This window comes from Stenotrophomonas sp. LST15-1-1.1, assembly GCF_040815575.1.
Taxonomy (GTDB): Bacteria; Pseudomonadota; Gammaproteobacteria; order Xanthomonadales; family Xanthomonadaceae; genus Stenotrophomonas; species Stenotrophomonas lactitubi_B.
Genome location: NZ_JBFPNJ010000012.1, coordinates 68756 through 95327 on the forward strand (window position 1 = coordinate 68756; position 26572 = coordinate 95327).

Annotated in this window: 28 protein-coding genes and 2 tRNA genes; 22 read left to right on the forward strand and 8 right to left on the reverse strand. The window is 67.0% G+C overall.

What is annotated here, in order from left to right; all coding sequences use genetic code 11:
- Positions 1 to 52 precede the first annotated feature (52 nt).
- From MRBLST15_RS07890 to MRBLST15_RS07900, 3 genes are all read right to left on the reverse strand, one after another.
- Positions 53 to 1075 (reverse strand): LacI family DNA-binding transcriptional regulator, encoded by a 1023-nt coding sequence (locus MRBLST15_RS07890; protein WP_265952916.1) that lies wholly within the window; start codon positions 1073 to 1075, stop codon positions 53 to 55.
- A 163-nt stretch (positions 1076 to 1238) separates the two neighbouring features.
- Positions 1239 to 1514 carry a BolA family protein gene (locus tag MRBLST15_RS07895; RefSeq protein WP_265952918.1) on the reverse strand — a complete coding sequence of 92 codons (276 nt, stop codon included), beginning with the start codon at positions 1512 to 1514 and terminating at the stop codon, positions 1239 to 1241.
- Positions 1511 to 1810 (reverse strand): YciI family protein, encoded by a 300-nt coding sequence (locus MRBLST15_RS07900; protein ID WP_089238010.1) that lies wholly within the window; start codon positions 1808 to 1810, stop codon positions 1511 to 1513. The genes MRBLST15_RS07895 and MRBLST15_RS07900 overlap by 4 nt, the downstream gene beginning before the upstream one ends.
- Before the next feature lie 372 nt (positions 1811 to 2182).
- Between MRBLST15_RS07900 and MRBLST15_RS07905 the strand changes: the two genes are divergently transcribed.
- From MRBLST15_RS07905 to MRBLST15_RS07925, 5 genes are all read left to right on the forward strand, one after another.
- A complete protein-coding gene (locus MRBLST15_RS07905; protein ID WP_025876498.1) occupies positions 2183 to 3088 on the forward strand; it encodes a segregation and condensation protein A in 906 nt (301 codons plus the stop codon).
- A gap of 13 nt (positions 3089 to 3101) precedes the next feature.
- Positions 3102 to 3974: an SMC-Scp complex subunit ScpB gene (gene scpB, locus MRBLST15_RS07910; RefSeq protein WP_265952921.1), complete on the forward strand. Its 873-nt coding sequence runs from the start codon at positions 3102 to 3104 to the stop codon at positions 3972 to 3974.
- A complete protein-coding gene (locus tag MRBLST15_RS07915; protein ID WP_367785634.1) occupies positions 3967 to 5685 on the forward strand; it encodes a pseudouridine synthase in 1719 nt (572 codons plus the stop codon). Before scpB ends, MRBLST15_RS07915 begins: the two co-directional genes overlap by 8 nt.
- Positions 5686 to 5711: 26 nt before the next feature.
- Positions 5712 to 6434 carry a hypothetical protein gene (locus tag MRBLST15_RS07920; protein WP_367785635.1) on the forward strand — a complete coding sequence of 241 codons (723 nt, stop codon included), beginning with the start codon at positions 5712 to 5714 and terminating at the stop codon, positions 6432 to 6434.
- A 170-nt stretch (positions 6435 to 6604) separates the two neighbouring features.
- Positions 6605 to 6847: a protein L gene (locus MRBLST15_RS07925; protein WP_367785636.1), complete on the forward strand. Its 243-nt coding sequence runs from the start codon at positions 6605 to 6607 to the stop codon at positions 6845 to 6847.
- Between the two features lie 91 nt (positions 6848 to 6938).
- On the opposite strand, the gene MRBLST15_RS07930 is transcribed toward MRBLST15_RS07925, so the two are convergent.
- From MRBLST15_RS07930 to MRBLST15_RS07940, 3 genes are all read right to left on the reverse strand, one after another.
- A complete protein-coding gene (locus MRBLST15_RS07930) occupies positions 6939 to 7376 on the reverse strand; it encodes a hypothetical protein (RefSeq protein WP_180166407.1) in 438 nt (145 codons plus the stop codon).
- Positions 7377 to 7481: 105 nt separating this feature from the next.
- Positions 7482 to 8288, reverse strand: a complete 807-nt coding sequence (locus tag MRBLST15_RS07935) for an amidohydrolase (RefSeq protein WP_100553018.1) — start codon at positions 8286 to 8288, stop codon at positions 7482 to 7484.
- A gap of 14 nt (positions 8289 to 8302) precedes the next feature.
- Positions 8303 to 9451: a pyridoxal phosphate-dependent aminotransferase gene (locus tag MRBLST15_RS07940; RefSeq protein ID WP_265952928.1), complete on the reverse strand. Its 1149-nt coding sequence runs from the start codon at positions 9449 to 9451 to the stop codon at positions 8303 to 8305.
- 215 nt (positions 9452 to 9666) lie between these two features.
- Here MRBLST15_RS07940 and ccmA point away from each other — a divergent pair, with 215 nt between their 5' ends.
- From ccmA to MRBLST15_RS07995, 11 genes are all read left to right on the forward strand, one after another.
- Positions 9667 to 10296 carry a heme ABC exporter ATP-binding protein CcmA gene (gene ccmA, locus MRBLST15_RS07945; protein ID WP_414716133.1) on the forward strand — a complete coding sequence of 210 codons (630 nt, stop codon included), beginning with the start codon at positions 9667 to 9669 and terminating at the stop codon, positions 10294 to 10296.
- Positions 10293 to 10988, forward strand: coding sequence for a heme exporter protein CcmB (gene ccmB / locus MRBLST15_RS07950; protein ID WP_089236201.1), 696 nt, complete (start codon positions 10293 to 10295; stop codon positions 10986 to 10988). Before ccmA ends, ccmB begins: the two co-directional genes overlap by 4 nt.
- Positions 10989 to 11031: 43 nt before the next feature.
- Positions 11032 to 11796: a heme ABC transporter permease CcmC gene (gene ccmC, locus MRBLST15_RS07955; RefSeq protein WP_089236202.1), complete on the forward strand. Its 765-nt coding sequence runs from the start codon at positions 11032 to 11034 to the stop codon at positions 11794 to 11796.
- Positions 11793 to 11978, forward strand: coding sequence for a heme exporter protein CcmD (gene ccmD, locus MRBLST15_RS07960; RefSeq protein ID WP_089236203.1), 186 nt, complete (start codon positions 11793 to 11795; stop codon positions 11976 to 11978). Before ccmC ends, ccmD begins: the two co-directional genes overlap by 4 nt.
- The gene (gene ccmE, locus MRBLST15_RS07965; RefSeq protein ID WP_089236204.1) at positions 11975 to 12436 is read left to right on the forward strand and encodes a cytochrome c maturation protein CcmE; all 462 of its coding nucleotides are present in this window, start codon (positions 11975 to 11977) and stop codon (positions 12434 to 12436) included. Before ccmD ends, ccmE begins: the two co-directional genes overlap by 4 nt.
- On the forward strand, positions 12437 to 14356 hold the full coding sequence (locus MRBLST15_RS07970) for a heme lyase CcmF/NrfE family subunit (protein ID WP_367785637.1): 1920 nt from the start codon (positions 12437 to 12439) through the stop codon (positions 14354 to 14356). It abuts the gene before it with no gap.
- 9 nt (positions 14357 to 14365) lie between these two features.
- Complete coding sequence (locus MRBLST15_RS07975; RefSeq protein ID WP_025876469.1) at positions 14366 to 14983, forward strand: DsbE family thiol:disulfide interchange protein; 618 nt, start codon at positions 14366 to 14368, stop codon at positions 14981 to 14983.
- A gap of 4 nt (positions 14984 to 14987) precedes the next feature.
- Positions 14988 to 15446 (forward strand): cytochrome c-type biogenesis protein, encoded by a 459-nt coding sequence (locus MRBLST15_RS07980; RefSeq protein ID WP_312705790.1) that lies wholly within the window; start codon positions 14988 to 14990, stop codon positions 15444 to 15446.
- Entirely contained in the window at positions 15440 to 16432 is a 993-nt protein-coding gene (locus MRBLST15_RS07985) for a tetratricopeptide repeat protein (RefSeq protein WP_265955949.1), read from the forward strand. The genes MRBLST15_RS07980 and MRBLST15_RS07985 overlap by 7 nt, the downstream gene beginning before the upstream one ends.
- Positions 16433 to 16543: 111 nt before the next feature.
- Positions 16544 to 17656 (forward strand): homoserine O-acetyltransferase MetX, encoded by a 1113-nt coding sequence (gene metX, locus MRBLST15_RS07990; RefSeq protein ID WP_265955942.1) that lies wholly within the window; start codon positions 16544 to 16546, stop codon positions 17654 to 17656.
- Positions 17656 to 18000, forward strand: coding sequence for a DUF1294 domain-containing protein (locus MRBLST15_RS07995; protein ID WP_265955944.1), 345 nt, complete (start codon positions 17656 to 17658; stop codon positions 17998 to 18000). The genes metX and MRBLST15_RS07995 overlap by 1 nt, the downstream gene beginning before the upstream one ends.
- Before the next feature lie 50 nt (positions 18001 to 18050).
- Here MRBLST15_RS07995 and cydC read toward each other — a convergent pair whose 3' ends face one another.
- Both cydC and cydD read right to left on the reverse strand, forming a co-directional pair.
- Positions 18051 to 19730, reverse strand: coding sequence for a thiol reductant ABC exporter subunit CydC (gene cydC / locus MRBLST15_RS08000; RefSeq protein WP_367785638.1), 1680 nt, complete (start codon positions 19728 to 19730; stop codon positions 18051 to 18053).
- Positions 19727 to 21472: a thiol reductant ABC exporter subunit CydD gene (gene cydD / locus MRBLST15_RS08005; RefSeq protein WP_414716132.1), complete on the reverse strand. Its 1746-nt coding sequence runs from the start codon at positions 21470 to 21472 to the stop codon at positions 19727 to 19729. Before cydD ends, cydC begins: the two co-directional genes overlap by 4 nt.
- Positions 21473 to 21699: 227 nt before the next feature.
- On the opposite strand from cydD, the gene MRBLST15_RS08010 reads away from it, so the two are divergent.
- The 6 genes from MRBLST15_RS08010 (at position 21700) to MRBLST15_RS08035 (ending at position 26414) form a co-directional block, all read left to right on the forward strand.
- Positions 21700 to 23283, forward strand: a complete 1584-nt coding sequence (locus MRBLST15_RS08010) for a cytochrome ubiquinol oxidase subunit I (RefSeq protein WP_099821188.1) — start codon at positions 21700 to 21702, stop codon at positions 23281 to 23283.
- A gap of 15 nt (positions 23284 to 23298) precedes the next feature.
- A complete protein-coding gene (cydB, locus tag MRBLST15_RS08015) occupies positions 23299 to 24453 on the forward strand; it encodes a cytochrome d ubiquinol oxidase subunit II (protein ID WP_265955516.1) in 1155 nt (384 codons plus the stop codon).
- A gap of 54 nt (positions 24454 to 24507) precedes the next feature.
- On the forward strand, positions 24508 to 24621 hold the full coding sequence (gene cydX, locus MRBLST15_RS08020; protein ID WP_025876452.1) for a cytochrome bd-I oxidase subunit CydX: 114 nt from the start codon (positions 24508 to 24510) through the stop codon (positions 24619 to 24621).
- A gap of 56 nt (positions 24622 to 24677) precedes the next feature.
- Positions 24678 to 24754: transfer RNA gene (locus MRBLST15_RS08025), tRNA-Pro, on the forward strand.
- Between the two features lie 138 nt (positions 24755 to 24892).
- Positions 24893 to 24969: transfer RNA gene (locus MRBLST15_RS08030), tRNA-Pro, on the forward strand.
- A gap of 239 nt (positions 24970 to 25208) precedes the next feature.
- On the forward strand, positions 25209 to 26414 hold the full coding sequence (locus tag MRBLST15_RS08035) for a CynX/NimT family MFS transporter (RefSeq protein WP_265955517.1): 1206 nt from the start codon (positions 25209 to 25211) through the stop codon (positions 26412 to 26414).
- Positions 26415 to 26572: the final 158 nt, after the last annotated feature.

Sequence of the window (26572 nt, forward strand, 5' to 3'; positions counted from 1 at the left end):
ACCGCTTGCGCGGCACCTGCGATCAATCAAAAAAGAAGGAACGCCTCTGGCTTCAATGGCCGGATGGCGGAGTGGTGGAATCGCGAACTATCAGGCGCGGGACCAGGGTCTGCTTGTCCCCTGCCCCTTCCGTGGAGGTGCCGTCCATCAACTGCAACAAGCGCGACATCGCCCGATCGCCCAGCTCGGCGATGCTGACCTGCATGGTGGTCAGCGACGGGTGGACGAAACGCGCAAGCGGAATGTCATCGAAACCGGCCAGGGCGACGTCGGATGGCACATGGACACCTGCCTGCGCGAAGGCATACAGGCAACCCAGGGCCATCATGTCGTTGGCGGCGAATACGGCATCGGGCAGCGTGCCGGCTGCCAGCAACTCCTGACCGGCGCGATGGCCGGAAGCTTCGTCGAAATCACCGGGCAACTCGATCCCCTCGGCGCCACCGCCAAAAGCCGCCAGCGCATCACGGAAGCCGCGCAGGCGCTCACGCGCGTCGAAGTTGAGGTCCGGGCCAGAAATGAATGCAATGCGCCGATGGCCGGCGTCGAGCAGGTGGCGGGTCATCGCCATTGCCCCTGCGTGGTCATCGATGCTCAACACCGGATGGTCCTGCCCCGGCAGGTAGGTGTTGATGAGTACCGTAGGCAGTGCCTGCGGCAAGTTGTCGGTCAGGAACCCCGGGCTCTCGGCATAGGGCGAGAGCACCAGCAGACCGTCGACCCGGCCGCGCATGGCACGCAGGGCTGCGCCCTGCTGCTCCTGGTCGCCGTGATAGCTCGACACCAGCAGATGCTGGCGCCGGCTGCGGGCAACGTTGTCGATGCCACGCATCAGTTCGGAGAAGAATTCGCCGTACAGGTCTGGAAGCACCACGCCCACCGTATTGGTGCGGCGGCTGCTCAGGCTGCGGGCGGCGGCGTGCGGGGTGTAACGCAGCCGTGCGGCCACCTCCAGCACAAGCTGGCGGACCGGTTCGGCAACATTTTCATGCCCGTTGAGCGCGCGCGAAACGGTGGCCACAGAGACCTTGGCTTCACGGGCGACGTCTTTGATTGTTATGGCTGCTTTGTTCACGAAGCCGCCCTCCACGGCTTGGATCTACCAGCATTGGCGCGGAATGTAAGCGTTTCCATCTGCGCTTGTAAACAGTCCGTTAGGCGAATGTCCCCAAACGGACACACGAATCTGTCCTTGGCAGGCCCCCGAAGGACCTGCCAGGACAGCTCGGGACAGGGTTTCAGCCCTGCTCTGACGGGGTGTGCGCGCGGATGGACAAAGCGTGGATGTCGCTTTCCATCAGCGAGCCCAGCGCTGCGTAAACCGCGCGATGACGCGCCAGCGGCGCCATTCCCGCGAAGCGCTCGCTGACCACGTGCACGTTGAAATGGCCTCGGCCATCGCGCGCTCCGGCGTGGCCTGCATGGCGATGGCTGTCGTCTTCGATCTCAAGCACGCTGGGAGCCAGCGCTTGCTGCAGCGCATCACGAATCTGCTCGATCCGCTTCGCGTTCACGGCAGCACCTTGCGGAACGGACGCACCTGCACCCGCACGTAGACGCCTGCGGCGACGTAGGGGTCGGCATCGGCCCAGGCCTGGGCCTGCGGCAACGAGTCGAAGCTGGCAATCACCACCGAGCCACTGAACCCTGCCGGGCCGGGGTCTTCGCTGTCGATCGCCGGACAGGGGCCAGCCAGAAGCAGGCGGCCTTCATCGCGCAAAGCGGTCAACCGCGCCAGGTGCTCGGGCCGCGCCTGCAGCCGCTGGGCCAGTACATCCTGGCCGTCATATCCTTCAATCACATACCACACCGGCATTTCCTCGCTCGCGTTGCTGGTGAAGCGATTCTAGCCAATCCCGCCCCCTGCCCGGCCTTGGCTGGACACTGGCGCGGCAAAGGCTTACCCTAGGAACCATTGCACGTGGCTGGATGCAGCAGCCCGTCGGTTTTTGCGGCCAACGCAGCCCCCGACGACCGACCCGCTGCTTCGAACCGGTCCATTCGACCGGGCCCCGTAGACGACCTCCCGTAGTCCTGTCGCTGCCGTGTCCTGCGGAGCGTCCTGTTGTTTGATGTGTGGAACCGCGCCGAGACAGGCGCGCCTGGTGTCCTGGCGGTCCGTGGCAGTTGCCCGGTATGCCAGCTGCCGCGACCGGTCCGTTGCAATCCTGATCTCCATTAGATGACTTCCGAACTCGCGCTCGACGCGAACACGCCAACCCGGCCGCCCGCCCCCCAGCAGCAGGAAATGCCGCTGGCCGTGGTGCATGGGCAACCGGTCCTGCAGATTCCGCAGGACCTGTACATCCCGCCGGATGCGCTGGAAGTCATCCTGGATGCCTTTGAAGGCCCGCTGGACCTGCTGCTGTACCTGATCCGCCGGCAGAACCTGGACGTACTGGACATTCCGGTGGCCGAGATCACCCGGCAGTACGTGGAATACATCACCGTGATGCGCGAGCTGCGCTTCGAGCTTGCCGCCGAGTACCTGGTGATGGCGGCGATCCTGGCGGAAGTGAAGTCGCGCATGCTGCTGCCCCGCCCACCCAGCGTGGAGGGCGAGGAAGCCGATCCGCGTGCGGAGCTGGTGCGACGGCTGCAGGAGTACGAACGCTTCAAGCAGGCCGCCGAGGATATCGACGCCCTGCCCCGGCAGGACCGTGACACCACCGTGGCGCATGCCTTCATGCCCGAGCGCGCCGCAGTGAAGCTGCCGCCGCCGGTGGACCTGAAGGAAATGCTGATGGCGCTGCACGACGTGCTCAAGCGCGCCGAGCTGTTCACCGGCCACGCGATCAAGCGCGAGGCGCTGAGTGTCCGGCAGCGCATGGGCGAAGTGCTGGGACGGCTTGAAGACGGCAGGTTCTATCGTTTTGAAAACCTGTTCACCGCTGAAGAAGGCAAGCTGGGCGTGCTGGTCACGTTCCTGGCGGTGCTGGAACTGGCCAAGGAGCAGTTGCTGGACCTCGTGCAGGAAGAACCGCTGGCGCCGATCTATGTGAAGTCCCTGGCCGCCGGCAACACCAATGCCCCGCTGCAGTTCAGCAGCGAATTCGACGACAACGACGCCGCCAATGAAAACGAGTGAGCGCTGACTGCCGATGGATCAAACGCTGATCAACCGCATTGTCGAAGGTGCGCTGCTGGCCTCCAGCCAGCCGCTTACCCTGGCCCAGCTGAAGGACCTGTTCCCGGAAGATGAGCCGGCACCGCCGGGCAGCATCGAACGTGCGCTGGAACGGCTGCGCGAGAGCTGCCAGGACCGTGGCGTGGAACTGGTGGAGGTGGCCTCCGGCTTCCGCTACCAGGTGACCGCCGAAGTACATGGCTGGATCAGCCGGCTGTGGACCGAACGCAAGACCCGCTATACCCGCGCCACCCTGGAAACGCTGGCGCTGATCGCCTACCGGCAACCGATCACCCGTGGCGAGATCGAGCAGGTGCGCGGCGTGGCGGTCAGCAGTAACATCATCCAGGCGCTGGAAGAGCGCGAGTGGATCCGCGTGGTCGGCCACCGCGACGTACCCGGCAAGCCCGCCCTGTTCGGAACCACCAAGGGCTTCCTGGACTACTTCGGGCTGAAACGCCTGGACGAACTGCCGCCCCTTTCCGAGCTGAAGGACCTGGGCGACCTGGAACCCCAGCTGGCGCTGGATCGCGACGCACCGCCCGCAGCCAGTGCCGACGGCCCGGACGTGAGCGCCGACCCGGACGCCGCTGCAAATGACGACACCGGCATGACCGCTGGCGACACCCCCGATTCTGCCGACGCATTCCCTGCGGCGGCCGACGATGAGCAAGCACCTTCGCCCTCCGATGATGGGCACCCCGATTCCGCGCCGGGCGAGCGCGCGGTGACAGTGAACGAACGCGAAGACAACGCCGTCGCGAAGACGACCGTGGCTGTTGACCAAGCCGATTCCGAACCAGAGGCCGACCTCGAAACCGTCGGCCGGAGCAAAACTGATGAGTGACACCCCCCGCAAGCCCTCGTTGAACAAGCTTTCGCTCAAGCGCGAAGCCACGTCCGAACAGTTCAAGCTGGAAGAACGCCTGCACAAGGTCCTGGCCCAGGCCGGCCTCGGCTCGCGCCGTGCGCTGGAACAGCGCATTGCTGAAGGCCTGGTCAAGGTCAACGGCGAAGTCGCGCAGACCGGCATGTCGGTCAAGAGCGGCGACAAGATCGAGCTCGACGGCCGCGGCTTCGTCGCCACCGCGCTGGCCGAGCCCTCGCGCGTGCTGGTCTACAACAAGCCGGAAGGCGAAGTGACCACCCGCGAAGATCCCGAAGGTCGCCCGACCGTGTTCGAATCCCTGCCGGCGCTGAAGGGTGCCCGCTGGATCGCCGTCGGCCGCCTGGACATCAACACCACCGGCCTGCTGCTGGCGACCACCGACGGTGAGCTGGCCAACGCCATGATGCACCCCTCGTTCGAAGTCGAGCGCGAGTACGTGGTGCGCGTGCGTGCCCCGGAAGGCGAAGACAAGGTGCCCGATGCCGTCGTTGATCGCCTCACCCGTGGGGTCGCGCTGGAAGATGGCCCGGCCAAGTTCGATGAGATCGAACGCATTGGCGGCACCGATTCGCACGACTGGTTCCGCGTCGTGGTGAAGGAAGGCCGCAACCGCGAAGTGCGCCGCCTGTGGGAATCGCAGGGCTGCCAGGTCAGCCGCCTCAAGCGCACCCGCTACGGCAAGGTCAGCCTGCCGCGCGAACTGGCCCGCGGCCAGTCCGTCGAACTGCCGGGCAGCCAGGTCGAAGCGCTGCGCGCCGAACTGAAGCTGGAAGAAGGCGCGCCGTCGGCCCTGACCCTGCAGCCGGTGATCGGCCAGCGTCGTGCCGCCAAGACCACCGTGCGCGTGCGCGAAGGTGGCCGCGGCAACGCCTACGTCAACGGTCACAACACCGCTGATGAAGGTCGCGAACTGCGTCGCTTCGACAACGTCCGCGAAGATCGCGGCCGCGGTCGCGGCGGCAAGGGTGGCGGCGGTTTCAAGGGCGGCCTGACGGTCAGCGGTGAAGCCGCAGCCAAGCAGTCGCAGCGCCCGTTCAAGCAGCGCGCGCCGAAGAACGACCGCTCGCTGCCGGAAGGCAACCCGGCCGCATTCCGTACCTGGTACGTGCCTGATGGCGTCAGCACCGGCCCGAGCGGCCACCGCAATGCCGGTCCGGGCGCACGTGGCCCCGGCGCGCGTGGTCCGGGCGCAGGTGCAGGTGCAGGCGGCCAGGGCCGTCCGTACGGCAAGCCGAAGGGTCCGGGCGCAGGCGCCGGTGGCGGCCAGGGTCGTGGCGGCTACGGCGGTGAAGGTCGCGGCGGCTACGGTGGCGAAGGACGCGGTGGCGCCGGCGGCCAGGGTCGTCCGGCCGGTGCGGGCAACCGCTCGCAGGGCCAGGGCAACAAGCATCCGTACGGCCATCCGGGCAATGCCCCCAGCTTCCCGTCCGACCACGCCAATCCCGGCTTCAGTCCGTACGGCACCTCGCGTCCGGCCGGCAACGGCCGTCCGGGCGGCAATGCGAATGCACGTCCGGGTGGTAACCGTGGTCCGGGTGGTCCGGGCGGCAATCGTGGCCCCGGTGGCAACCGTGGTCCCGGCGGCCCGGGTGGCAACCGCGGCCCGGGTGGCCCCGGCGGCAACCGTGGCCCGGGTGGCCCGCGTCGCAGCGGCCCGCGCGGCGGCTGATCTCCCGCTCAATGAAGGACACAGCGATGACACGGATGTTGTCCCTGGGCGCCCGCATGGGCGCCCTGCTGGCCCTGACGCTGGTGGCGGGTGGCTGCGAACGCGCCGCCAACCGCATCAAGCAGGAACTGGCCGCCACACAGAACCCCTGGCCGAAATCTTCCCCGCTGTACGCTCCCACGGATCGGATGGTGCGCCGGCTGATCGTCGATCCGCGCTATACGGAGCGCATCAAGCAGGCCGGCAGCAAGGATAAAGCCCAACAGGTCGGCGCCCAGCTGACCTTCGACGGCATCGCACGATTGCCGCCTCAGCGCCTGGAGCAACGCGCCAAGGTCATGGCAAGCATCCTGCACGCCATGCCGATGGAGGACTGCGCGCGGATTTCCCGTGCGACCACCGCTGCCGAAGTGGCGCAGCTGAGCACACTGTTTTTCGCCCAGCTTGAAAAACTCCCGCCTGCGGATATCGACGCTTGGTTCGAGATGAGCTACCAGGCCGGCATCGCCGAGCTGGAACAACGCCCTCCGAGCAAGGTCAGCGAAGCGCAGATCCAGGCAGCTTCGGAAGCCTTCATGGCCAGCCTGCCCAGCGATGCCGTGCGTTCCCGCGCCATGGCCGTAATGCCGCACATGGAAACCGCCGCACCGGCTGACGTCTGCTGGGCCTCCCGCACGATGTTCAACGCTGTAGCCACCCTGCCCAAGCCGCACCGCGGCACCCTGGCCTGGTTGCTGGCCCAGCAGTAAGCCGTCCTTGACGGTGCGACACACCGAAAACCCCGGCCTCGACCGGGGTTTCTGCATTCCGGAGCGTGCTTAGGAATTGTTTGAAAACGTGCAATTCGTGCCACAGGTCGACGCGAGTGGCGCGGCGGATCACTATCGTGAAGCCTCATCACCAACATGAGGACATGACGATGGCGTGGTACACCGAAGCAGCGCACCTGCAGGCAGAAAAGCCCACGCAGGTATGGACTGACACCTACGGCCCGGCCGAGAAGGTGCAGGTCTCGGGCATCTATCGCTGCAAGGGCTGCAAGCGTGAAGTGACGTGCAACAAGAACGACCCGTTCCCGCCCCAATCCCATCACCAGCACTCGCCCCACCAGGGCGACATCCGCTGGAAGCTGCTCGTGCGCACCAATACCGACGGCGTCTGATGCAAAAAGGGGACGGAGGGGATTAAGTCGCTTTCCACACACCAGCGACGAAGCCGCTGCAAACGACTTGATCCCCTCCGTCCCCTCTCAATCAACGCCGGCTGATGGTGAACGCCGCGCCGTCCACGCCCAGGTCCCAGCCCTTGCCGGTGCCGGACAGGGCCAGCGAGATATCGCCCTTGGTCATCACCTGCGCGTTGCTGGATTTCACCGCACCGGCGTGCGCGCCTACCGACGCATAGGTGCCCAGCAGCTCGCCGACGCTGCTGGCGCCGGTGAAGCTGCCACGGCCATCGGTGATCTTAGACTTGCCGACGGTCAGGCCGCCGCCCTTCAGCTGGATCCGCACCGGCATGCTGGCGCCGTTGGTGCAGTGGATGGTGCCGTTGCCCGAGGCGGTCTTGTAGATCAGCGACCAGCCCGACAGGTTGTAGCGCAGCTGGCAATCGAGGTTGCCACCGGCCTGCGCGGTCGGGGCCAGGGAGGCAGTGGCCAGCGCCAGCAGCAGGGCAAAGGGCTTGGTATTCATCGGCAGAACGTCCACATCGGTCGGAATGTGGGCGAATCTAGCAGCGCGCGCGTGCACGTTGGATGCAGGCGCGCGCGGTGAGGCGGGAGGCGTTCAGCCGCCGTATCAGGCCTGCACATCCAGATGGAACGCATCGGCATCGAGCATCGCCGGGAAGCGTGCACGGTGCGAGGCCAGCGCTTCGGCCGAGATGGTGGTAGTCACCACCTGTTCCCGTTCGCGGATCTCCACCTGCGGCTGGCCGAGGAAGTCGATGACTGCGCTGTCACCTGCGTAGTGCAGCTGGTTGCCGTCCACGCCTACGCGGTTGACCGCAGCGACGAAGCACAGGTTCTCGATCGCCCGCGCGCGCAACAGGGTCTTCCACGCATAGGCGCGCGCCGACGGCCAGTTGGCGACGAAGATCTGCAGATCGAAGTCCAGCTGTTCAACACGCTCGACGTTGTAGCGGTTGCGGCAGAACACCGGGAAACGCAGGTCGTAGCAGACCTGCGGATTGATCCGCCAGCCCTTCCATTCCACGCACAGGCGGTCGCGGCCGGCGGCATAGCGCTCGTGCTCGCCGCCGTAACGGAACAGATGGCGCTTGTCGTAGTACTGCAGGCCACCGTCGGGGGTGGCGAACAGCAGGCGGTTGTAGACGCCCTCGCCATCGCGCAGCTGCACGCTGCCGATCACCGCCGCGTTCAAGGCCTTGGCCTGTTCGCGCACCCAGGCCACGGTCGGGCCGTCCATGCCTTCGGCCTGGGCGATGGCCTCGTTGGAAAAGCCACTGGTGAAGGTTTCCGGCAGGATCACCAGATCGGTGGTCCCTGCCAGCGGCGCCAGCAGCGCACCGTAGTAGGCGCGGTTGCCGGCCGGGTCGTGCCAGCGGGTGTCGCCTTGCACGAGGGAAATGCGCAGGTCCTGCATGCCGTCTACTCCGCTCACAGCAGGCGCAGGCGTTCGATCGCCGCGTCCAGGGTGGCCTCGTTCTTGGCGAAGCACAGGCGCACCAGGCGCTGGCCGACCGGCGCGGTTTCGTAGAAAGGCGACAGCGGAATGGCAGTGACGCCCTTTTCGATGGTCAGCCACTTCACGAACTCGTGGTCCGGCAGGTCGCTGATGGCCGAATAGTCGACCAGCTGGAAGTAGCCACCCGGCACCGGCAACGCCTTCAGGCGGGTGCCAGCCAGCTGCTCGCGGAAGCGATCGCGCTTGGCTTCATAGAAAGCGCCCAGTTCCAGGTGATGCTGCGGTTCGTCACGGATCATCGCAGCAAAGCCGTACTGCGCCGGGCCGAAACTGGTGAAGGTGTTGTACTGGTGCACCTTGCGGAATTCGGCGGTCATCGCCGGCGGCGCCACCGCGTAGCCGATCTTCCAGCCGGTGCAGTGGTAGGTCTTGCCGAAACTGGAGATGACGAAGGTGCGCTCGCGCAGCTCCGGGTAGCGCAGTGCCGATTCATGACGGCGACCGTCGTAGATGATGTGCTCGTACACCTCATCGGAAATCAGGTAGATCTGCGTCCCACGCAGCACATCGGCCAGCGCCTGCATGTCCGCTTCGTCCAGCATTGCGCCGGACGGGTTGTGCGGGGTGTTGACCATCAGCAGGCGGGTGCGCGGGGTGATCGCCGCACGCACGCGGTCCCAGTCGACGGCGAAGGTCTGCGGATCCAGCGGCACGTGCACCGCCGTGGCACCGGCCAGCTCGATCGCCGGTTCGTAGCAGTCGTAGGCCGGGTCGAGCACGATCACTTCCTCACCGGCACGCACCACGGCGTGGATGGCGTTGAAGATCGCCTCGGTAGCGCCGCTGGTGACGGTGATCTCGGTGTCCGGATCGATCTGCGCGCCGTACAGGTCCAGCGACTTCTGCGCGATGGCTTGGCGCAGCGGCGCCACGCCGGTCATCGGCGGGTACTGGTTCAGGCCGGCGGCCATCGCTTTGCTGGTTTCGTCGATCAGCCGCTGCGGCGCGGAGAAATCCGGGAACCCCTGGCCGAGGTTGACCGCGCCATGTTCGGCGGCGAGCTGGGACATCACGGTGAAGATCGTGGTACCGACCTTGGGCAGCTTGGTGTTCGGTTGCATCGGCCTGGGCTGTGGGGAAACAAGGGCTGGAAGTGTACGAAATCCCGACCCGGCCTGCGGCGCCGACGGTAGCGCCGGGTCATGCCCGGCGGCTCTTTGCACATGCCACACCGATGGCAAGCCGCGCCGCGTGCTCGCCGGGCATGGCCCGGCGCTACCGGGTCACATTCACCGCTACAATTGCCGCCGCACTCCCGCATGAAGACCCCTGCGCCTTGAACACCCCTGCATTGCTGGCCGCCAGCGGCCTGAGCTTCTCCCGCAATGACGAGCCGGTGTTCGGCCCGCTGGACTTCCACGTGGATGCCGGCGAAGCGCTGCTGGTGCAGGGCGGCAACGGTGCCGGCAAGACCACCCTGCTGCGCGTGCTGTCGGGCCTGGCGCGCCCGGGCGCGGGCCAGGTGCTGATCGACGGCAAGCCGGCCAGCAACGCCGAGCGTGCGCGCTATGTCGCCTACCTCAGCCACCTGCCGGCGCTGAAGCCGGACCTGGACACGCTGGAGAACCTGCATTTCCTGTGTGGCCTGCACGGCCGCCGCGCACGGCAGATGCCGGGCAATGCGCTGGCCATCGTCGGCCTGGCCGGCTACGAGGACACCCTGGTGCGGCACCTGTCCGCCGGACAGAAGCGGCGCCTGGCACTGGCCCGCATCTGGCTGTCACCGGCACCGCTGTGGCTGCTCGACGAACCCTATGCCAACCTCGACCTGGAAGGCATCAACCTGGTCAACCGGATGATTTCCGCACACCTGCGCAGCCGCGGCGCCGCCCTGGTCACCACCCATGGCGCCTATGCGGCCCCACCGGTACGTACCCGCCAGCTCGATCTGGGCGGTGAAGCATGATCGCGCCAGGCACTGAACCAGGCCTGTGGCAGACCGCCCGTGCGCTGGTGGCGCGCGACCTGCGCCTGCTCTGGCGCCGTCGCGGCGATGCGCTGCAGCCGGTGCTGTTCGCCCTGCTGGTGGTGGTGCTGTTCGCCCTCGCCCAGGGCCGCGACCCGCAGCCGCTGGCCGCTACCGCCGGTGCGGTGCTGTGGTTGGCGGTACTGCTGGCCGGGCAGCTGGCGCTGGATTCGCTGTTCCGCTCCGATGCCGAAGACGGTTCGCTCGAACAATGGCTGCTGGCGCCGGTGCCGCTGGCCTGGCTGGTGCTGGTGCGGGTGCTGCTGCATTGGGCGACCACCGCCCTGCCGCTGATCCTGCTGAGCCCGCTACTGGCGGAAATGCTGCATCTGCCGCATGACCAGCTGCCGATGCTGCTGGCATCGTTGCTGCTGGGAACACCGTTGTTGAGCCTGATCGGTGGCGTGGTCGCGGCACTGACCGTCGGCATCCGGCGCTCTGGTATTCTCGTGGCGTTGCTGTCGTTGCCGTTGTACGTACCGGTGCTTGTCTTCGGTGCCGGCAGCCTGGCGGCAGCCAGCCGCGGACAGGATCCGGTCGGTGCGCTGCTGATGCTGGGCGCCGGGCTGGTGATCGCCCTGGTGCTGGCACCGCTGGCCACCGCTGCTGCGATCCGTATTTCTCTGAGTTGACCGAGCTGAGAGCCAATCCACCCCTGCTGGATAGCCGCCACGCATGAATCCGATCGTCCGCTGGTTCCATCAACTCGGTTCGCCCCCGACCTTCGATCGTTTCGCCTCACGCTGGTCCCGCGTGTTCTACGCTGCGGCAGTTCCGGTACTGCTGATCGGCCTGTGGCAGGGCCTGTTCGTGGCGCCGCCGGAACAGAACCAGCACGATGCCTTCCGCATCATCTACATCCATGTCCCCAGCGCCTGGATGAGCCTGTTCGTGTTCGCGCTGATGGCCGCCTACGCCGCCATCGCGCTGATCTGGCGCATCAAGATCTGCGAGATCCTGGCGATGGCCTGTGCGCCGATGGGCGCCGGCTTCACCCTGATCACCCTGCTGACCGGCAGCATCTGGGGCAAGGGCACCTGGGGCACCTGGTGGGACTGGGACCCGCGGATGACCAGCGAGCTGATCCTGCTGTTCCTGTACCTGGGCGTGATCGGCCTTTACCACGCCATCGAAGACCGCCGCAGCGCCGCACGCGCTGCCGGCCTGCTGGCCATCGTGGGCGTGGGCCTGCTGCCGATCATCCGCTATTCGGTGGACTGGTGGGGCGCGCTGCACCAGCGCCAATCGATCAACGTGTTCGGCGAGAACGCCGTGCGGCCGGAACTGATCGCCCCGCTGTGGTGGATGGTGGTCGCCACCAAACTGTGGTTCGTCGGCTCGCTGCTGGCCAAGGCGCGTGCCGACAACATTGCGCGCGAGGCCGGCAAGGCCTGGATCGGCGAGCGCTTCGGCACGGCGGACGGGGAGGCACGGCGATGACCCATCTGCCCTTCCTCATCGCTGCCTTCGCGGTGTTCCTGCTGGTGCTGGCCTGCGATGCCCTGGGCTCATGGCTGCGCCTGCGCAGCGCCCGACAGCTGGCGCAACGCCGCCAGCAGCGGCTGCAGGCGCGTGGCAACGCGGCGGCACAGGCTCCGCTGGCTACCGAGCTCAGCCGATGACGCCGGTACAGCGACGCCGCATGATCTGGGTGCTCCTGCTGCTGCTGGCCTCCGCGTTGGCGACCACCCTGGTCGCCTTCGCCCTGCAGCGCAACATCGCCTACCTGTACACACCTTCGGAAGTGCTGCGCGGGGACGTCGATGCGCAGTCGCGCTTCCGTCTGGGCGGCATGGTGGTGAAGGGTTCCTTCGATCGGCCCAGCGGCTCACTGCAGGCCCACTTCGTGGTCACCGACGGCGATGCGACGCTGCCGGTCAGCACCGACCGCATCCTGCCGGACATGTTCCGCGAGGGCACCGCGGTGGTCGCCAGTGGCCGCCTGCAGGACGGCATCTTCGTCGCCGACGAGGTGCTGGCCAAGCACGATGAGAACTACGTGCCCAAGGAAGTGGCCGACAAGATGGGCGATGCGCATCGCAAGCACGATGTGCCGGTCACGGCGCCCGAGGTGCGCTGAGTGCTTCCCGAATTCGGTCAGATCCTCTTGCTCTGCGCGTTGCTGGCCTCGCTGCTGCAAGCGGTGCTGCCGCTGGTCGGTGCGCAGCGCGGCAACGACGCATGGATGTCGGTTGCCCGTCCGGCTGCATTTGCCCAGCTTCTGCTGCTGGCTGGTGCCTTCGCCGTACTGACGGCGGCCTTCGTGCAGCAGGACTTCTCGGTGCGCTACGTGGCCGAGAACTCCAATTCACTGCTGCCGCTGATCTACCGCTATTCGGCGGTGTGGGGTGCGCACGAAGGCTCGCTGCTGATGTGGGCGCTGGTGCTGGCGCTGTGGACCGGCGCGGTGGCGCTGTTCTCGCGGCATCTGCCGGCACCGGTACAGGCGCGCGTGCTGGCGGTGATGGGCGTGGTCAGTGTCGGCTTCCTCGCGTTCCTGATCTTCACCTCCAATCCGTTCCTGCGCTTGAACCCGGTGCCGCTGGAAGGCCGTGACCTCAACCCGCTGCTGCAGGACCCGGGGCTGATCATCCATCCGCCGATGCTGTACCTGGGCTACGTCGGCTTCGCAGTGCCGTTCGCCTTCGCCGTGGCGGCGCTGCTGGAAGGCCGCGTCGACGCACGCTGGCAACGCTGGACGCGGCCCTGGACCAACGTGGCCTGGGGCTTCCTGACGCTGGGCATCGCACTGGGCAGCTGGTGGGCGTACTACGAACTGGGCTGGGGCGGCTGGTGGTTCTGGGATCCGGTCGAGAACGCCAGCTTCATGCCGTGGCTGGTTGGCGCGGCGCTGATCCATTCGCAGGCGGTGACCGAAAAGCGCGGCACCTTCGGCAGCTGGACGCTGCTGCTGGCCATCGCGGCGTTCGCGCTGTCGCTGCTGGGCACTTTCCTGGTCCGCTCCGGCGTGCTGACCAGCGTGCATTCGTTCGCGGCCGATCCTTCGCGTGGGCTGTTCATCCTGATCTTCCTGTCGGTGCTGGTGGGTGGCAGCCTGCTGCTGTATGCCCTGCGTGCGCCGCGGCTGACCGTGGATGCCGGCGATCCGCGCCGTGGCTTCACCGCGACCTCGCGCGAAACCCTCCTGCTGGCCAACAACCTGCTGCTGGCCAGCGCCTGCGCGATGGTCCTGCTCGGCACGCTCTACCCGCTGCTGGCCGATGCGCTGTCGCTGGGCAAGATCTCGGTGGGTCCGCCGTACTTCGGCAGCCTGTTCCTGCTGTTGATGGCACCGATGGTGATGCTGCTGCCGTTCGGTCCGCTGGTGAAGTGGCAGCGCGACCAACCCTCGCGCGCACTGGCATTGCTGCTGCCATGGGCGGGCCTGGCCGTGCTGCTCGGTGCCTGGGCCTGGTGGCAGGCGCCGCAGAATGGCTGGAAGGCCGGCATCGGCGTCGCGGCTGCAGCCTGGGTCGGCCTGGGCACCGCCCGTTTCGTCTGGCAGCGCCTGCGTGGCAATGGCCGCTTCACTGCCGAGATGCTTGGCATGATCGTCGCCCATGCCGGTGTCGCGGTGTTCCTGGCCGGCGCGCTGCTGGTGGAAGCATTGAACGTGCAGCGCGAAGTCGCGCTGTCGCCGGGCCAGCAGGTGGTGGTCGCCGGCCACGAAGTGCGCTTCGAGGGTGTGGACCACCGCGAAGGCCCCAATTTCATCGCTGACCGCGGCCATCTTCGGGTGCTGCGCGAGGGTCGCGAACTGGCCCTGCTGCATCCGGAGAAGCGCCAGTACGCCAGCGGCGGCCAGGTGATGACCGAAGCCGGCATCGATGCACGCCTCAGCGGTGATGTCTACGTGGCATTGGGCGAGCCGCTGGGCAACAATGCGTGGGCGGTACGGGTGCACATCAAGCCCTTCGTGCGCTGGATCTGGCTGGGCGCGCTGTTGATGGCCCTGGGCGGATTCATCGCTGCCGCCGATCGCCGCTTTCGTCGTCCGTAGGAGTACCCCATGTCCGAGTCGCCCGCCCCACGCCCGTCCCGCCCGCTGCCGCCGGTAGCCATCGTGATTGGCGTCCTGTTCTTCTTCGGCCTGCTTGGCCTGATGATCTACGGGGTGATGAAATCGGGCGATCCGCAGCGCGATGTGCTGCCTTCGGCACTGATCGACAAGCCGGCGCCGGCGTTCGCGCTGCCGGTGCTGCATGACCCGCAGATGATCGTGCGCAGCGAAGAACTGCGCGGTGCGCCCTACCTGCTCAACGTCTGGGGCAGCTGGTGTGCGGCCTGCCGCGAAGAACATCCGGTGCTGACCCGCTTCGCCGAGAGCAAGCGCGTACGCGTGATCGGCTACAACTGGAAGGATGAACCCACCGACGCGCTGCACTGGCTGGAACAGCTGGGCAATCCGTTCATGGTCGTGCTGAGCGACATCGAAGGCCGCACCGCCATCGACTGGGGCGTGACCGCGGCACCGGAGACCTTCCTGGTCGATGGCAGTGGCATCGTGCGCTGGAAGTACAGCGGCGCGATGACCCAGCAGGTGGTCGACGAGAAATTGATTCCGGCGCTGGAAAAGCTTGAAAAGGCGCAGGGCGATGCCGGCAACACCCTGCACGCCTCGCCGTAAGCGCATGCGCTGGCTGCTGCCGCTGCTGCTCGCAATGACCCTGGCGCTGCCGGACGCCGGCCTCGCCCAGCAACCGGTGCATGATGCGCGGCCGCTGGTGTTCCGCGATACGGCCGAGGAAGCACGATTCCACGACCTGGCCGCGCAGTTGCGCTGCGTGCAGTGCCAGAACCAGTCATTGGCCGATTCCAACGCGCAGATCGCCCAGGACCTGCGCCGTGAAGTGCTGCAGTTGATGCAGCAGGGCCTGGACGATGCGGCGATAAAGCAGTTCCTGGTCGCCCGCTATGGCGAGTTCGTGCTGTATCAACCACCGCTGCAACCCGGCACCTGGCTGCTGTGGGGCGGTCCGCTGCTGGTACTGGGTGGCGGCGCGCTGGTGGTGATGGGCATCGTCCGTCGTCGCAGCCGGCAGATGGATGCGTCCGCTGTGGTGAACCCAACCGAGGGAGAAGACTGGTGACGCACTGGTTGCCGATGCTTGCTGCGGTGGCCGCTGCGCTGTTGGCGGCCGTGGTGCTGTGGCCGCTGCGCCAGCAAGGCCGTCGTAGCTTCGTGCTGGGGGTGGTGGCGCTGGGTGTGGCAGGCGCCTGCCTGTATCTGCTGGTCGGCAATCCGCAGGCTGCACAGGTGCAGCCCGCGCCATCGGTGGCCACCCTGCGCGACGGCGTAGAGGCACTGCAGCAGGCGTTGCAGCGTGACCCGCAACGCGCCGATGGCTGGGCACTGCTGGGCCGTTCGCAGGCCGAACTCGGCAATGCAGCCGCTGCAGCCGATGCCTTCAACCGCGCCGCAGCACTGGCGCCGGACGAACCGGGCGTGCTGGTCGAGGCCGCGCAGGCACGCGCGCAGGCCGATCCGGGCAAGCAGTTCGATGACACCGCGCTGGCATGGCTGCAGCGTGCGCATACCTTGTCGCCCGATGCCGAGCGCGCCAGCTGGTTGCTCGGCATCGCGCTGCGCCAGCGTGGCCGCAACGCCGAGGCTGCCGACCTCTGGAGCACGCTGCTGCCTCGCCTGGAACCGGGCGCGGCGCAGGCGCTGCAGGCGCAGATCACCATCGCCCGTGAGGCGGCCGGGCAGCCGCTGGACACACCGGCAGCGACTGCACCGACACTGCTGCAGGTGCGGGTGCATCTGCCCGCATCGTTGAAAGCAGGCGACTGGCCGGCCAGCACCCAGGTCTTCGTGCTGGCGCGCGCGGTGGGTGGCCCGCCGATGCCGGTGGCTGCACGCAAGCTGCCCTTGGCCAGCTTCCCTGCAACGGTCGGCCTCGGCGACGGCGACAGCCCGATGCCGACCGCACCGTTGTCGGCGCATCGCGAAGTGGAAGTACTGGCACGCATTTCGCGCAGCGGCAGCGCCAACCGCAGCGAAGACGACCTGCAGACCGCCCCGGTCAAGGTCAGCCTGCCGCATGACGGCGTGGTCGAGCTGCGGTTCCCGTAACGTACACGCGCCGCTGCGCTCGCCGGGCATGGCCCGGCGGATCCACGCTCAACCCGCCCGTGGAAACAAGCGTGTCGCCAGCTGCACACGCCGCCCCGCTAGAATGCCCGCATGACCGAATTCATTCCGCCCGGCACCCGCTTCCATGCCCTGCCCTCACCCTTTCCGTGCAAACGCGGCGGCGCCCTGCATGGCGCGCGCGTGGCCTACGAGACCTGGGGCGCGCTGGACGCAGACGCCAGCAACGCGATCCTGATCGTCACCGGCCTGTCGCCCGACGCGCATGCGGCGGCCAACGAAGCCAATCCTGCGGCGGGTTGGTGGGAAGCCATGATCGGCCCCGGCAAGCCGATCGACACCGACCGCTGGTTCGTGGTGTGCGTTAATTCGCTGGGCAGCTGCAAGGGCTCCACCGGCCCTGCGTCGATCAATCCGGCCAACGGCGAGCTGTATCGACTGGATTTTCCGGAGCTGTCGATCGAAGACGGCGCACGCGCGGCGATCGACTTGGTGCGCGCACTGGGCATCGAACAGCTCGCCTGCGTGATCGGCAATTCAATGGGCGGGATGACAGCACTGGCGGTGTTGCTGCTGCACCCGGGCATCGCCCGCAGCCATATCAACATTTCCGGCAGTGCGCAGGCGTTGCCCTTCTCGATCGCCATCCGTTCGCTGCAGCGCGAAGCGATCCGCCTGGATCCACGCTGGAACGGTGGCCACTATGACAATGAGGCGTACCCGGAATCAGGCATGCGCATGGCACGCAAGCTGGGCGTGATCACCTACCGCTCGGCGCTGGAATGGGATGGCCGCTTTGGTCGCGTGCGGCTGGATTCCGACCAGACCGACGATGATCCGTTCGGCCTGGAATTCCAGGTCGAAAGCTATCTGGAAGGGCATGCACGCCGGTTCGTGCGTTTCTTCGATCCGAACTGCTATCTGTACCTGAGCCGCTCGATGGACTGGTTCGACCTGGCCGAGTATGGCGATGGCGATGTGCTGGCCGGACTGAGCAGCATCCGCGTCGAGAAGGCGCTGGCGATCGGCGCCAACACCGACATCCTGTTTCCGGTACAGCAGCAGCAGCAGGTCGCCGATGGCCTGCGCGCCGGCGGCGCGGATGCGCGCTTCATCGGCCTGGAGTCACCGCAGGGCCATGACGCGTTCCTGGTCGACTTCGACCGTTTCGGCCCGGCCGTGCGCGGCTTTCTCGACGAACTGTAATGGTGTGGCGGCGCAATCTGGCGCTGGCCGCGTGCGGTGCGTTGATCGGCTTGACCGCAACCGGCGTGTTTCCGCTGTGGCTGGGCGCATGGTGCGCGCTGGCCAGCGCGGTGTCATTCGGTCTGTATGGACACGACAAGCGTGCCGCGCAGCGCAATCAGCAGCGGACACCGGAACGCACGCTGCAGCTGCTGGCATTTGCTGGCGGCTGGCCTGGTGCCCTGCTCGGCCAGGCCATGTTCCGCCACAAGCACCGCAAGATGCAGTTCCAGTGGGTGTTCTGGTTGTGCGTGCTGGCCAACGTGGCCTCGATCGCGGTGATGCTGCGCGAATTTTCCCGGTAACTGCCCTGTAGATCCACGCCACGCGTGGATATGCCGACCAAGGCCGGCATCTACCGAAGCGGTTCGCGGACCAGTACCCCATCGCGCAAGCGGTACTGCACATCCACCACACCTGCGGGCAGGTCATCGTGAGTGATCATCAACAGGCTGCGTCCTTCCAGCAGCGCCGGCAGGTCCTGCAGCAGTGCGCGCGCGGTATCCACATCCAGGCCTTCTGTGGGCTCATCCACCAGCAGGATCGGTGCATTGCGCAGCAGCGCGCGGGCCAGTGCCAGGCGCCGCGCCTGGCCGGCCGACATCGTTGCACCGTTCTCGCCCACCCAGGCCTGCAGGCCGCCGTTGCGCTCGGCCCATTCGCCCAGCCGTACCCGCTGCAGCACCGCCCACAACGCCTCGTCGCTGGCCTCGGGATCACCCAGTCGCAGGTTCTCGGCCACGCTGCCGGCAAATACCGGCGCGTTCTGCGGCAGCCACGCCAGGTGCTGGTGCCAGTCGGCCTGGGCGACATCGCGCAGGTCCTGGCCACCGTAGGTCAGCCGTCCCTGCTGCGGATCCCACAGGCGCAGCAGCAGGCTCGACAACGTGGTCTTGCCGCTGCCGCTGTCGCCACGGATGGCGATGCGCTCGCCCGGCGCCAGCGTCAGCTGCAGGCCACACAGGACCGGCCGTGCGGCGCCCGGCCACTGGAAGTGCACATCGTCCCAGTGCACGGTCGCGGCCGGCGCCAGCGGCTGCGGCGATGCCGGCTCCTGCACCGAAGGCGGTTGCTCGACGATGGCCTGCAGGCGCGCGGCGGCAATGCGGCCCGATTGCAGCGACTGCCAGGCCAGGCCCATGCCCGCCCACAGTTCGATCATCGCTACCGTCAGGAACACCAGCCCGGCGGCCATTTCCGGTGCGATCCGCTGTTGTTCGGCCGCATGCAGCGCCAGCGCCAGCATCGCCACCAGGCCGAGCCCGGCCAGCACGCCATGCAGCGTTGATGCAGCGATCAGCCGCAGGCGTCGACGACGATCGCGCGAGGCCACCTGCTTGGCCGCCACCCGCACCTTCAGCTGCCAGGCATTGCCGGCATTCAGCGCGGCCAGGTCAGCCGCCCCTTCCAGTCCCTCGAATGCCGCCGTGCGCAACGCTGCACGATGGGCCGCGCGGTCGGCCTCTTCGCTGTCATGGCCACGTACGCCCAGCCACGGCACGCCAATGCCGATCAGCAACGCCAGTACCGCCAGCAGCAGCGCTGCCGATGGCAGGATCACCGCTGCCGAGCCCACGCCCACCAAGGTCAACGCGCCCAGCGCCAGCAGCGGGCCAATGGCACGCACCAGCAGGCCATCGATTTCGCCGATGTCGCCCAGCAGCCGCGCCAGCAGATCGCCGGTGCGGGTCGCACCCAGCCTTGCCGGCGCCAGCGGCAGCGCGCGGCGGAAGAACCACACACGCAGGTCGCGGGCGATGCGCAGGGTGGCGTCATGCCCCACCAGTTTTTCGAAATAGCGCGATGCGATGCGCGCCATGGTCAGCCCGCGGATGCCGGCCGACGGAGTGAAGAAATTGAAGCCCTGGCCCAGGCCCGCTGCACCGGCCAGCGCTGCAGCGGTGAGGAAACCGCCAGACAGGCCCAGCAGCGCGGTGCCGGCCAGCATCGTGGTCCACAGCAGCAGCACTGCCAGCAGCAGGCGCGGGCGATGGCGCAGGAACACCGTGCGCAGCGAATCGGCAGAGCGGCTCATGCGCGTACCGCCTGCGCCGGCTCAACCAGGCGCCCTTCGGGCAACAGCAGGCAGCGGTCGGCCCAGGCGATCACCGCCGGACTGTGGGTGGCCACCACCACGCTGCGTCCGCGCGCATACGCGGCCAGGCTGCGCAGCAGCGCCGCTTCGGTTTCGGCGTCGAGGAAGGCAGTAGGCTCATCCAGCAGCAGCACCTGCGGATCGCGCAGCAGCAGACGGGCCAGGCCGATGCGACGTGCCTCGCCACCGGACAGGCCGAAGCCGCGTTCGCCGATCAGCGTATCCAGACCCTGCGGCAGGCGCTGCGCGAACTGCAGCACCTGTGCAGCTTCGGCAACGGCGCGCAGGCGCGCGTCACTGGCACCGGGATCGGCCAGGCGGAGGTTCTCGGCGATGGTGCCGTGGAACAGATACGGACGCTGGCTGGCATAGGCCACCTGCAGCCCCGGCCGCAGCTGCACCCGGCCCGCACGCGGCGGCAGCCACCCGGCCAGCGCTTCCAGCAACGTGCTCTTGCCACTGCCACTGGGACCGACCAGAGCCAGGCGCTGCCCCGGTTCCAGCTGCAGGTCCAGGTTCTGCAGCACGTCGTGCGCGGCACCCAACGGGCGCAGCGCCAAACCGTGCGCCTGCAGCGGCGGCAAGGCGGCCTCGGCCGGCTCCGGTGTCAGCAGCACGCTGTCCTCTGCAATCGTAGCCCCGTCTTCCGGCAGCACCTGCAACAGGCGCTCCACCTCGGCGGCAGCGGCCAGTGCATTGGCGCGGTCGTGATAGTGCGCGGCCAGGCGCCGCAACGGCGCGTAGAACTCCGGCGCCAGCAGCAGGCAGAACAAGCCCGCCCCCAGCGTCGGCACGGTCGCATGCAGCGACATCAGGCCCAGATAGCTAAGGCCCAGATACAACGCCACCATCGCCACGCTGACCGAGGCAAAGAATTCCAGCACGGTGGAGGACAGGAAGGCGATGCGCAGTACCTTCATGGTGCGCACGCGTACGCCGTCGGCCGCAGCCTCGATGCCGGCCAGCTCGACGTCCCCGCGGCCATACAGGCGCAGCAGGCCCAGGCCCTTGATGCGATCGGCGAAGTGCCCGCTCATCCGCGCCAGTTCGCCCAGCTGCGCGCGTCCGGCCGCTTCCGCGCCCCAGCCCACCAGCATCATGAAAAACGGCACCAGCGGCGCAGTGAACAGCAGGATCAGTGCGACGACCCAATCGACCCAGGCCACAGCGGCCAGGATCAACAAGGGCACCACCACCACTTCGGTGCGTACCGGCAGGAAACCGCTGTAGTAGTTCTCGATGGCATCGCCGTGATGCAACATCAGCTCGCCCAGCTCACCGGTGCGGCGCTGCCGCAGCCACAACGGGCCATGCCCCAGCAGGCGCGCGAAGACACGCTCGCGCAGTGACAGGCGTGCGGCGTCGGCAACGTCACCGGCCGCCGCCTGGGTGGCACTGCCCAGCAGGGTCCGCGCCACCAGGATCACCGCCAGCGCGGCCAGCACCGGCAGGCCCTGGGCCAACGGCGCGCGCTCGACCAGCACCTGCTGCACCAGCCAGGCGATGGCAGCGGCCTGGCCGATCAACAGCGCACCGGACACGCTGATGCACAGCGACGCCAGCCGCTGCCGTCCCTTCGCGGCACGGGCCAGATCGGCCAGCCATGCCATGCGGACACGCCGCAGGCGGCTCGATTCGTCATCCCGATCAGGGGCGTCAGCGGTCGGTTCGGCGGCGCTCAAGGCTCTTCACAGGCAGCAGGGGATGGACGGCATTGTAGGCGCAGGCAACGGCCTTCCCCTGCGGCCGGCGGTCGCAGTCTTCATCGGGTTGGCATACGATCCCCCTGAACACCTGTTCATACATTGATCTGGATCAAGGCTGTTTGAAGTAGTCGGTCACATCATTCACCCCGTAGACCACCCTTCCCGCCACCTGCAACGGCACTATCCAACGAGGTAGCCAGGCCATGATTGATCAGACAGTCGTAGAACTGTCGCGGCTGCAATTCGCTCTGACCGCGATGTACCACTTCCTATTCGTACCGCTCACGCTTGGCCTGTCCTTCATGGTGGCCATCATGGAAAGCGTGTACGTCATGACCCGCAAGCAGGTCTGGCGGCAGATGACCCTGTTCTGGGGCACCCTGTTCGGCATCAACTTCGCCATCGGCGTGGCCACCGGCCTGGTGATGGAGTTCCAGTTCGGCATGAACTGGTCGTACTACAGCCACTACGTGGGTGACATCTTCGGTGCGCCGCTGGCGATCGAAGGCCTGATGGCGTTCTTCCTGGAAGCGACCTTCATCGGCCTGTTCTTCTTCGGCTGGAAGCGCCTGAGCCCGGTCAAGCACCTCACCGTGACGTGGCTGATGGCGCTGGGCACCAACCTGTCGGCGGTGTGGATCCTGATCGCCAACGGCTGGATGCAGAACCCGACCGGTGCGGTGTTCAACCCCGAAACCATGCGCATGGAAGTGGTCGATTTCGCCGCGGTGCTGCTGAACCCGGTGGCGCAGGCCAAGTTCGTGCACACCGTCAGTGCCGGCTACGTGACCGGCGCGATCTTCGTGATGTCGATCAGCGCCCTCTACCTGCTGCGCAACAAGCACAGGGACATGGCCCGCCGTTCGTTCGCGGTCGCTGCAGCCTTCGGCCTGCTGTCCTCGCTGTCGGTGGTCGTGCTGGGTGACGAGAGCGGTTATGCCGCCAGCGAACACCAGAAGATGAAGCTGGCCGCGATCGAAGCGATGTGGGAGACGGAGCGTGCCCCGGCGGACTTCACCGCCTTCGGCATCCCCAACCAGGATACCCACACCAACGATTACGCGATCAAGATCCCGTACCTGATGGGCCTGATCGCCACCCGTTCGCTGGACCAGCCGATTCCCGGCATCCTGGAACTGGTCGACCGTGCAGAGCACCGCATCCGTGGTGGCCAGATCGCCTACGGCGCGCTGGAACGGGTGAAGAAGGACAAGAACGATCTCGAAGCACGGGAGATGTTCGATCGCCATTGGCAGGACCTCGGTCACGGCCTGCTGCTGAAGCGCTATCGTGAAGACATCCTCAACGCGACGCCGGAGGAAATCTCCAAGGCCGCGATGGATACCGTGCCGCGCGTGGCTCCGCTGTTCTGGACCTTCCGCATCATGGCCGGGCTGGGCTTCTACCTGATCGCCTTCTTCGCGCTGGCCTTCTACTACTCGTGCCGCAACAACTTCCAGGACAAGCGCTGGTTCCTGAAGCTGGCCGTGTGGAGCCTGCCGGCGCCGTGGATCGCGATCGAATGCGGTTGGTTCGTGGCCGAGTATGGCCGCCAGCCGTGGGCGGTGGATGGCGTGCTGCCCACCTTCTATGCGGCATCGGGCCTGGCACTGCATGAAATCCTGACCACGCTGGCGGTGTTCACCAGCCTGTACACGGTGCTGCTGATCATCGAAATCAAGCTGATGCTGAAGGCGGTCCGCAAGGGTCCTGATGACATCCTGCCGACGTTGCAGGCCGACATCCGCCCTGTTTCCCCCAATGCCGTTGCCCCCGGCCAGGCCTGAGGCAGGAGAATCCAGATGGAATTCATTGCACTTGATTACACCACGCTCCGCGTGATCTGGTGGCTGCTGCTCGGCATCCTGCTGGTCGGCTGGGCCGTGATGGATGGTTTCGATCTTGGCGTCGGCACCCTGCTGCCGTTCGTGGCCAAGACCGATGAAGAACGCCGGCTGGTGATCAATACCGTCGGCCCGGTGTGGGAAGGCAACCAGGTCTGGTTGGTGCTGGGTGGCGGCGCGATTTTCGCCGCATGGCCGCCGCTGTATGCGGTCAGCTTCTCCGGCTTCTACCTGGCGGTGTTTGCGATGCTGTTCGGGCTGATTCTGCGCCCGGTCGGCTTCAAGTACCGCAGCAAGCTGCCGTCCAAGCGCTGGCGCGACAACTGGGACCGCGTGCTGTTCGTCGGTGGCCTGCTGCCGGGCCTGATTGCCGGCGTCGCGGTGGGCAACGTGCTGCTGGGTGTACCGTTCCACTTCGACGACACGCTGCGCGTGACCTACACCGGTTCGTTCTTCGGCCTGCTCACGCCGTTCGCGCTCATCGCCGGCCTGATCAGCGTGGCCATGCTGGTATCGCACGGTGCGGCCATGCTGGTGCTCAAGACCGACGGCCCGGTGGCTGAACGTGCAGCGCGCTACGGCAGCATCGCCGCCCTCATCAGCTTCGTGTTGTTCGCCGCTGCCGGTGCCTGGGTAGCCTTCGGCCTGCCGGGCTATCAGATCACTTCGCAGGTGGTGACCGACGGGCCGACCAATCCGCTGCTGAAGACTGCCGAACTAGGTACCGCCGCAGGCGGCTGGCTGCGCAACTACAGCAGCATGCCGGCAACGCTGGTGTTCCCGGTGCTGGGCCTGCTGGGTGCGCTTGCCAGTGCGGTGCTGCTGCGCGCGCGTCGTGGCGGCCTGGCCTTCATCGCCTCGGGCGCGTCCATTGCCGGCATCATCCTCACCGTCGGTTTTGCGATCTTCCCGTTCCTGCTGCCGTCCTCCAGCCAGCCCACCTCCAGCCTGACCGTCTGGGACAGTTCGTCCAGCCACCTCACGCTGTGGGTCATGCTGCTGGCCACGGCCATCTTCCTGCCGATCATCCTCGCCTACACCACCTGGGTGTACCGCGTGCTGAAGGGCAAGACGACGGTCGAGGACATGGACGACAACCCCAACGCGTACTGATTGCCTGTGTGCCGGCCCAGGGTCGGCACACCCCTCGCACACAGGAGATTGACCATGTGGTATTTCGCTTGGATTCTCGGCGCTGGCCTGGCTTCGGTCGTGGCCATCCTCAACGGGATGTGGTTCGAAGCACGCGAAAGCGCGCGCGCCGACAAGGAAGTGCGTTGAAACTGTAAAAAAGGGTTGCCGATACGGCCTTCACACCGTATTCTTGGCGGCTCCTTCGGGGTGTAGCTCAGTCTGGTAGAGCGCTACGTTCGGGACGTAGAGGTCGCAGGTTCGAATCCTGTCTCCCCGACCACTTCGGTGGTCGCATTGAAGCCTGGTGAAGTCTTCCAGGCTTTTTTGTTCCCGCAGGAGTCGCTGCCACGGCAGCGAAGCAGAACGGTCTTCCCCCTTGCCGCCATCGGGGGAAATGGCTAGAATAGGCGGCTCCCTTCGGGGTGTAGCTCAGTCTGGTAGAGCGCTACGTTCGGGACGTAGAGGTCGCAGGTTCGAATCCTGTCTCCCCGACCACTTCGGTGGTCACCAAGAAGCCTGGAAGACATCAGTGTCCTCCGGGTTTTTTTGTGCCTGAAATCCGGGACACCCGGCTACGCAGTGATCGGCGACGCGCCATCCCGGAACGGGGTCGAGGACCTGACGCGGTCGTCCACGTACAATGGCCGCCACTCCCCCACCTGCCACACCGGCCCCGTCCGGTGCGGGCGCTGCACGCCATCTGCGCGGCGTGCGCCACCTGCAAGGAACACCGCATGACAGCCCCCACCTCCCCGTCGCCATCGTTGCTGCACGGTCGCTTGCTGGCGTTCGCCGCAATCCTGCTGGCCGCGGTCAACCTGCGTACCGCCGTCACCTCCATCACCCCGTTGCTGGACGTGCTGGGCCAACAGTTCGGCTTCGGCACCACCATGACCGGCGTGCTGGGCATGCTGCCTACCGCCTCGTTCGCGCTGTTCGGCGTCGCCACCCCGGCGCTGGCACGACGCCTGGGCCTTGAGCGCACCACCCTGCTGGCCATGCTGATGGCCGCCACCGGCCTGCTGCTGCGCTCCAGCGCCGGCAATGTCGGCACCCTGCTGCTGGGCTCGGTGATCGCACTGGCCGGCATGGGCATCGGCAACGTGGTGGTGCCACCGCTGGTGAAGCGCTACTTCGCCAACAAGGTCGGCACCATGAGCACGCTGTACATCAGCGTGCTGCAGCTTGGCACGATGATGCCGGCGCTGCTGGCGGTGCCGGTGGCCAACGCCGCAGGCTGGCGGGTGTCGCTGGGCATGTGGGCGCTGCTGGCGCTGGCGGCGACCCTGCCGTGGCTGTTGCTGGCGCGCCGTGCACCGAAACCGGTGCGGGACAGCAACGACCCCACCGTGCAGCCGCACGGCAAAGTCTGGCGCACGTCATTGGGCTGGAGCATGACGCTGATGTTCGGCATGACCTCGCTGATGACCTATTCGATGTTCACCTGGCTGCCGCGCATCGTGGTCGAAGCCGGTGCCACGCCCGCCTTCGGTGGGGTGATGGTGGCGGTGTTTTCGGCCCTGGGCCTGCTGCCATCGCTGGTAATCCCATCGCTGGCGGTGCGCCTGCAGAATCCCTTCCCGCTGGTGCTGATCGGCTTCTCCGCCTTCGTCATCGCCTTCGCCGGCCTGCTGTTCGCGCCGATGAAGGCGCCGTTGCTGTGGGCCTGCCTGCTGGGCGTCGGGCCGTCCACGTTCCCGCTGGCGCTGACCCTGATCAATCTGCGCACGCGCACTCCCACAGGCTCGGCCGCCTTGTCCGGCTTCATGCAGGGCGTGGGCTACAGCTTCAGCTGCCTGGGTCCGTTCCTGGTCGGCTGGCTGCATACCGTCAGCGAGGGCTGGACCCTGCCCTTCGCCTTCCTGTTCGGTTGCGCGCTGCTGATGCTGTGCGCCTCCTGGGTGGCCTGCAAGCCGCGCAAGCTGGAAGACCTGTGGTGACCGGCCCGGCGGGCTCACGCCTGCCGCCGTGAAGCTGGACCCGCACACCCCACTACCGCGATCTACACACCGCCACCGCGGTGGGTGACGTAGCGTGTCCAAAGCTGACCCGGTTCGTGTCCAGAACCGGCCCTGCCAGCGTGATGAATGGACGGGGA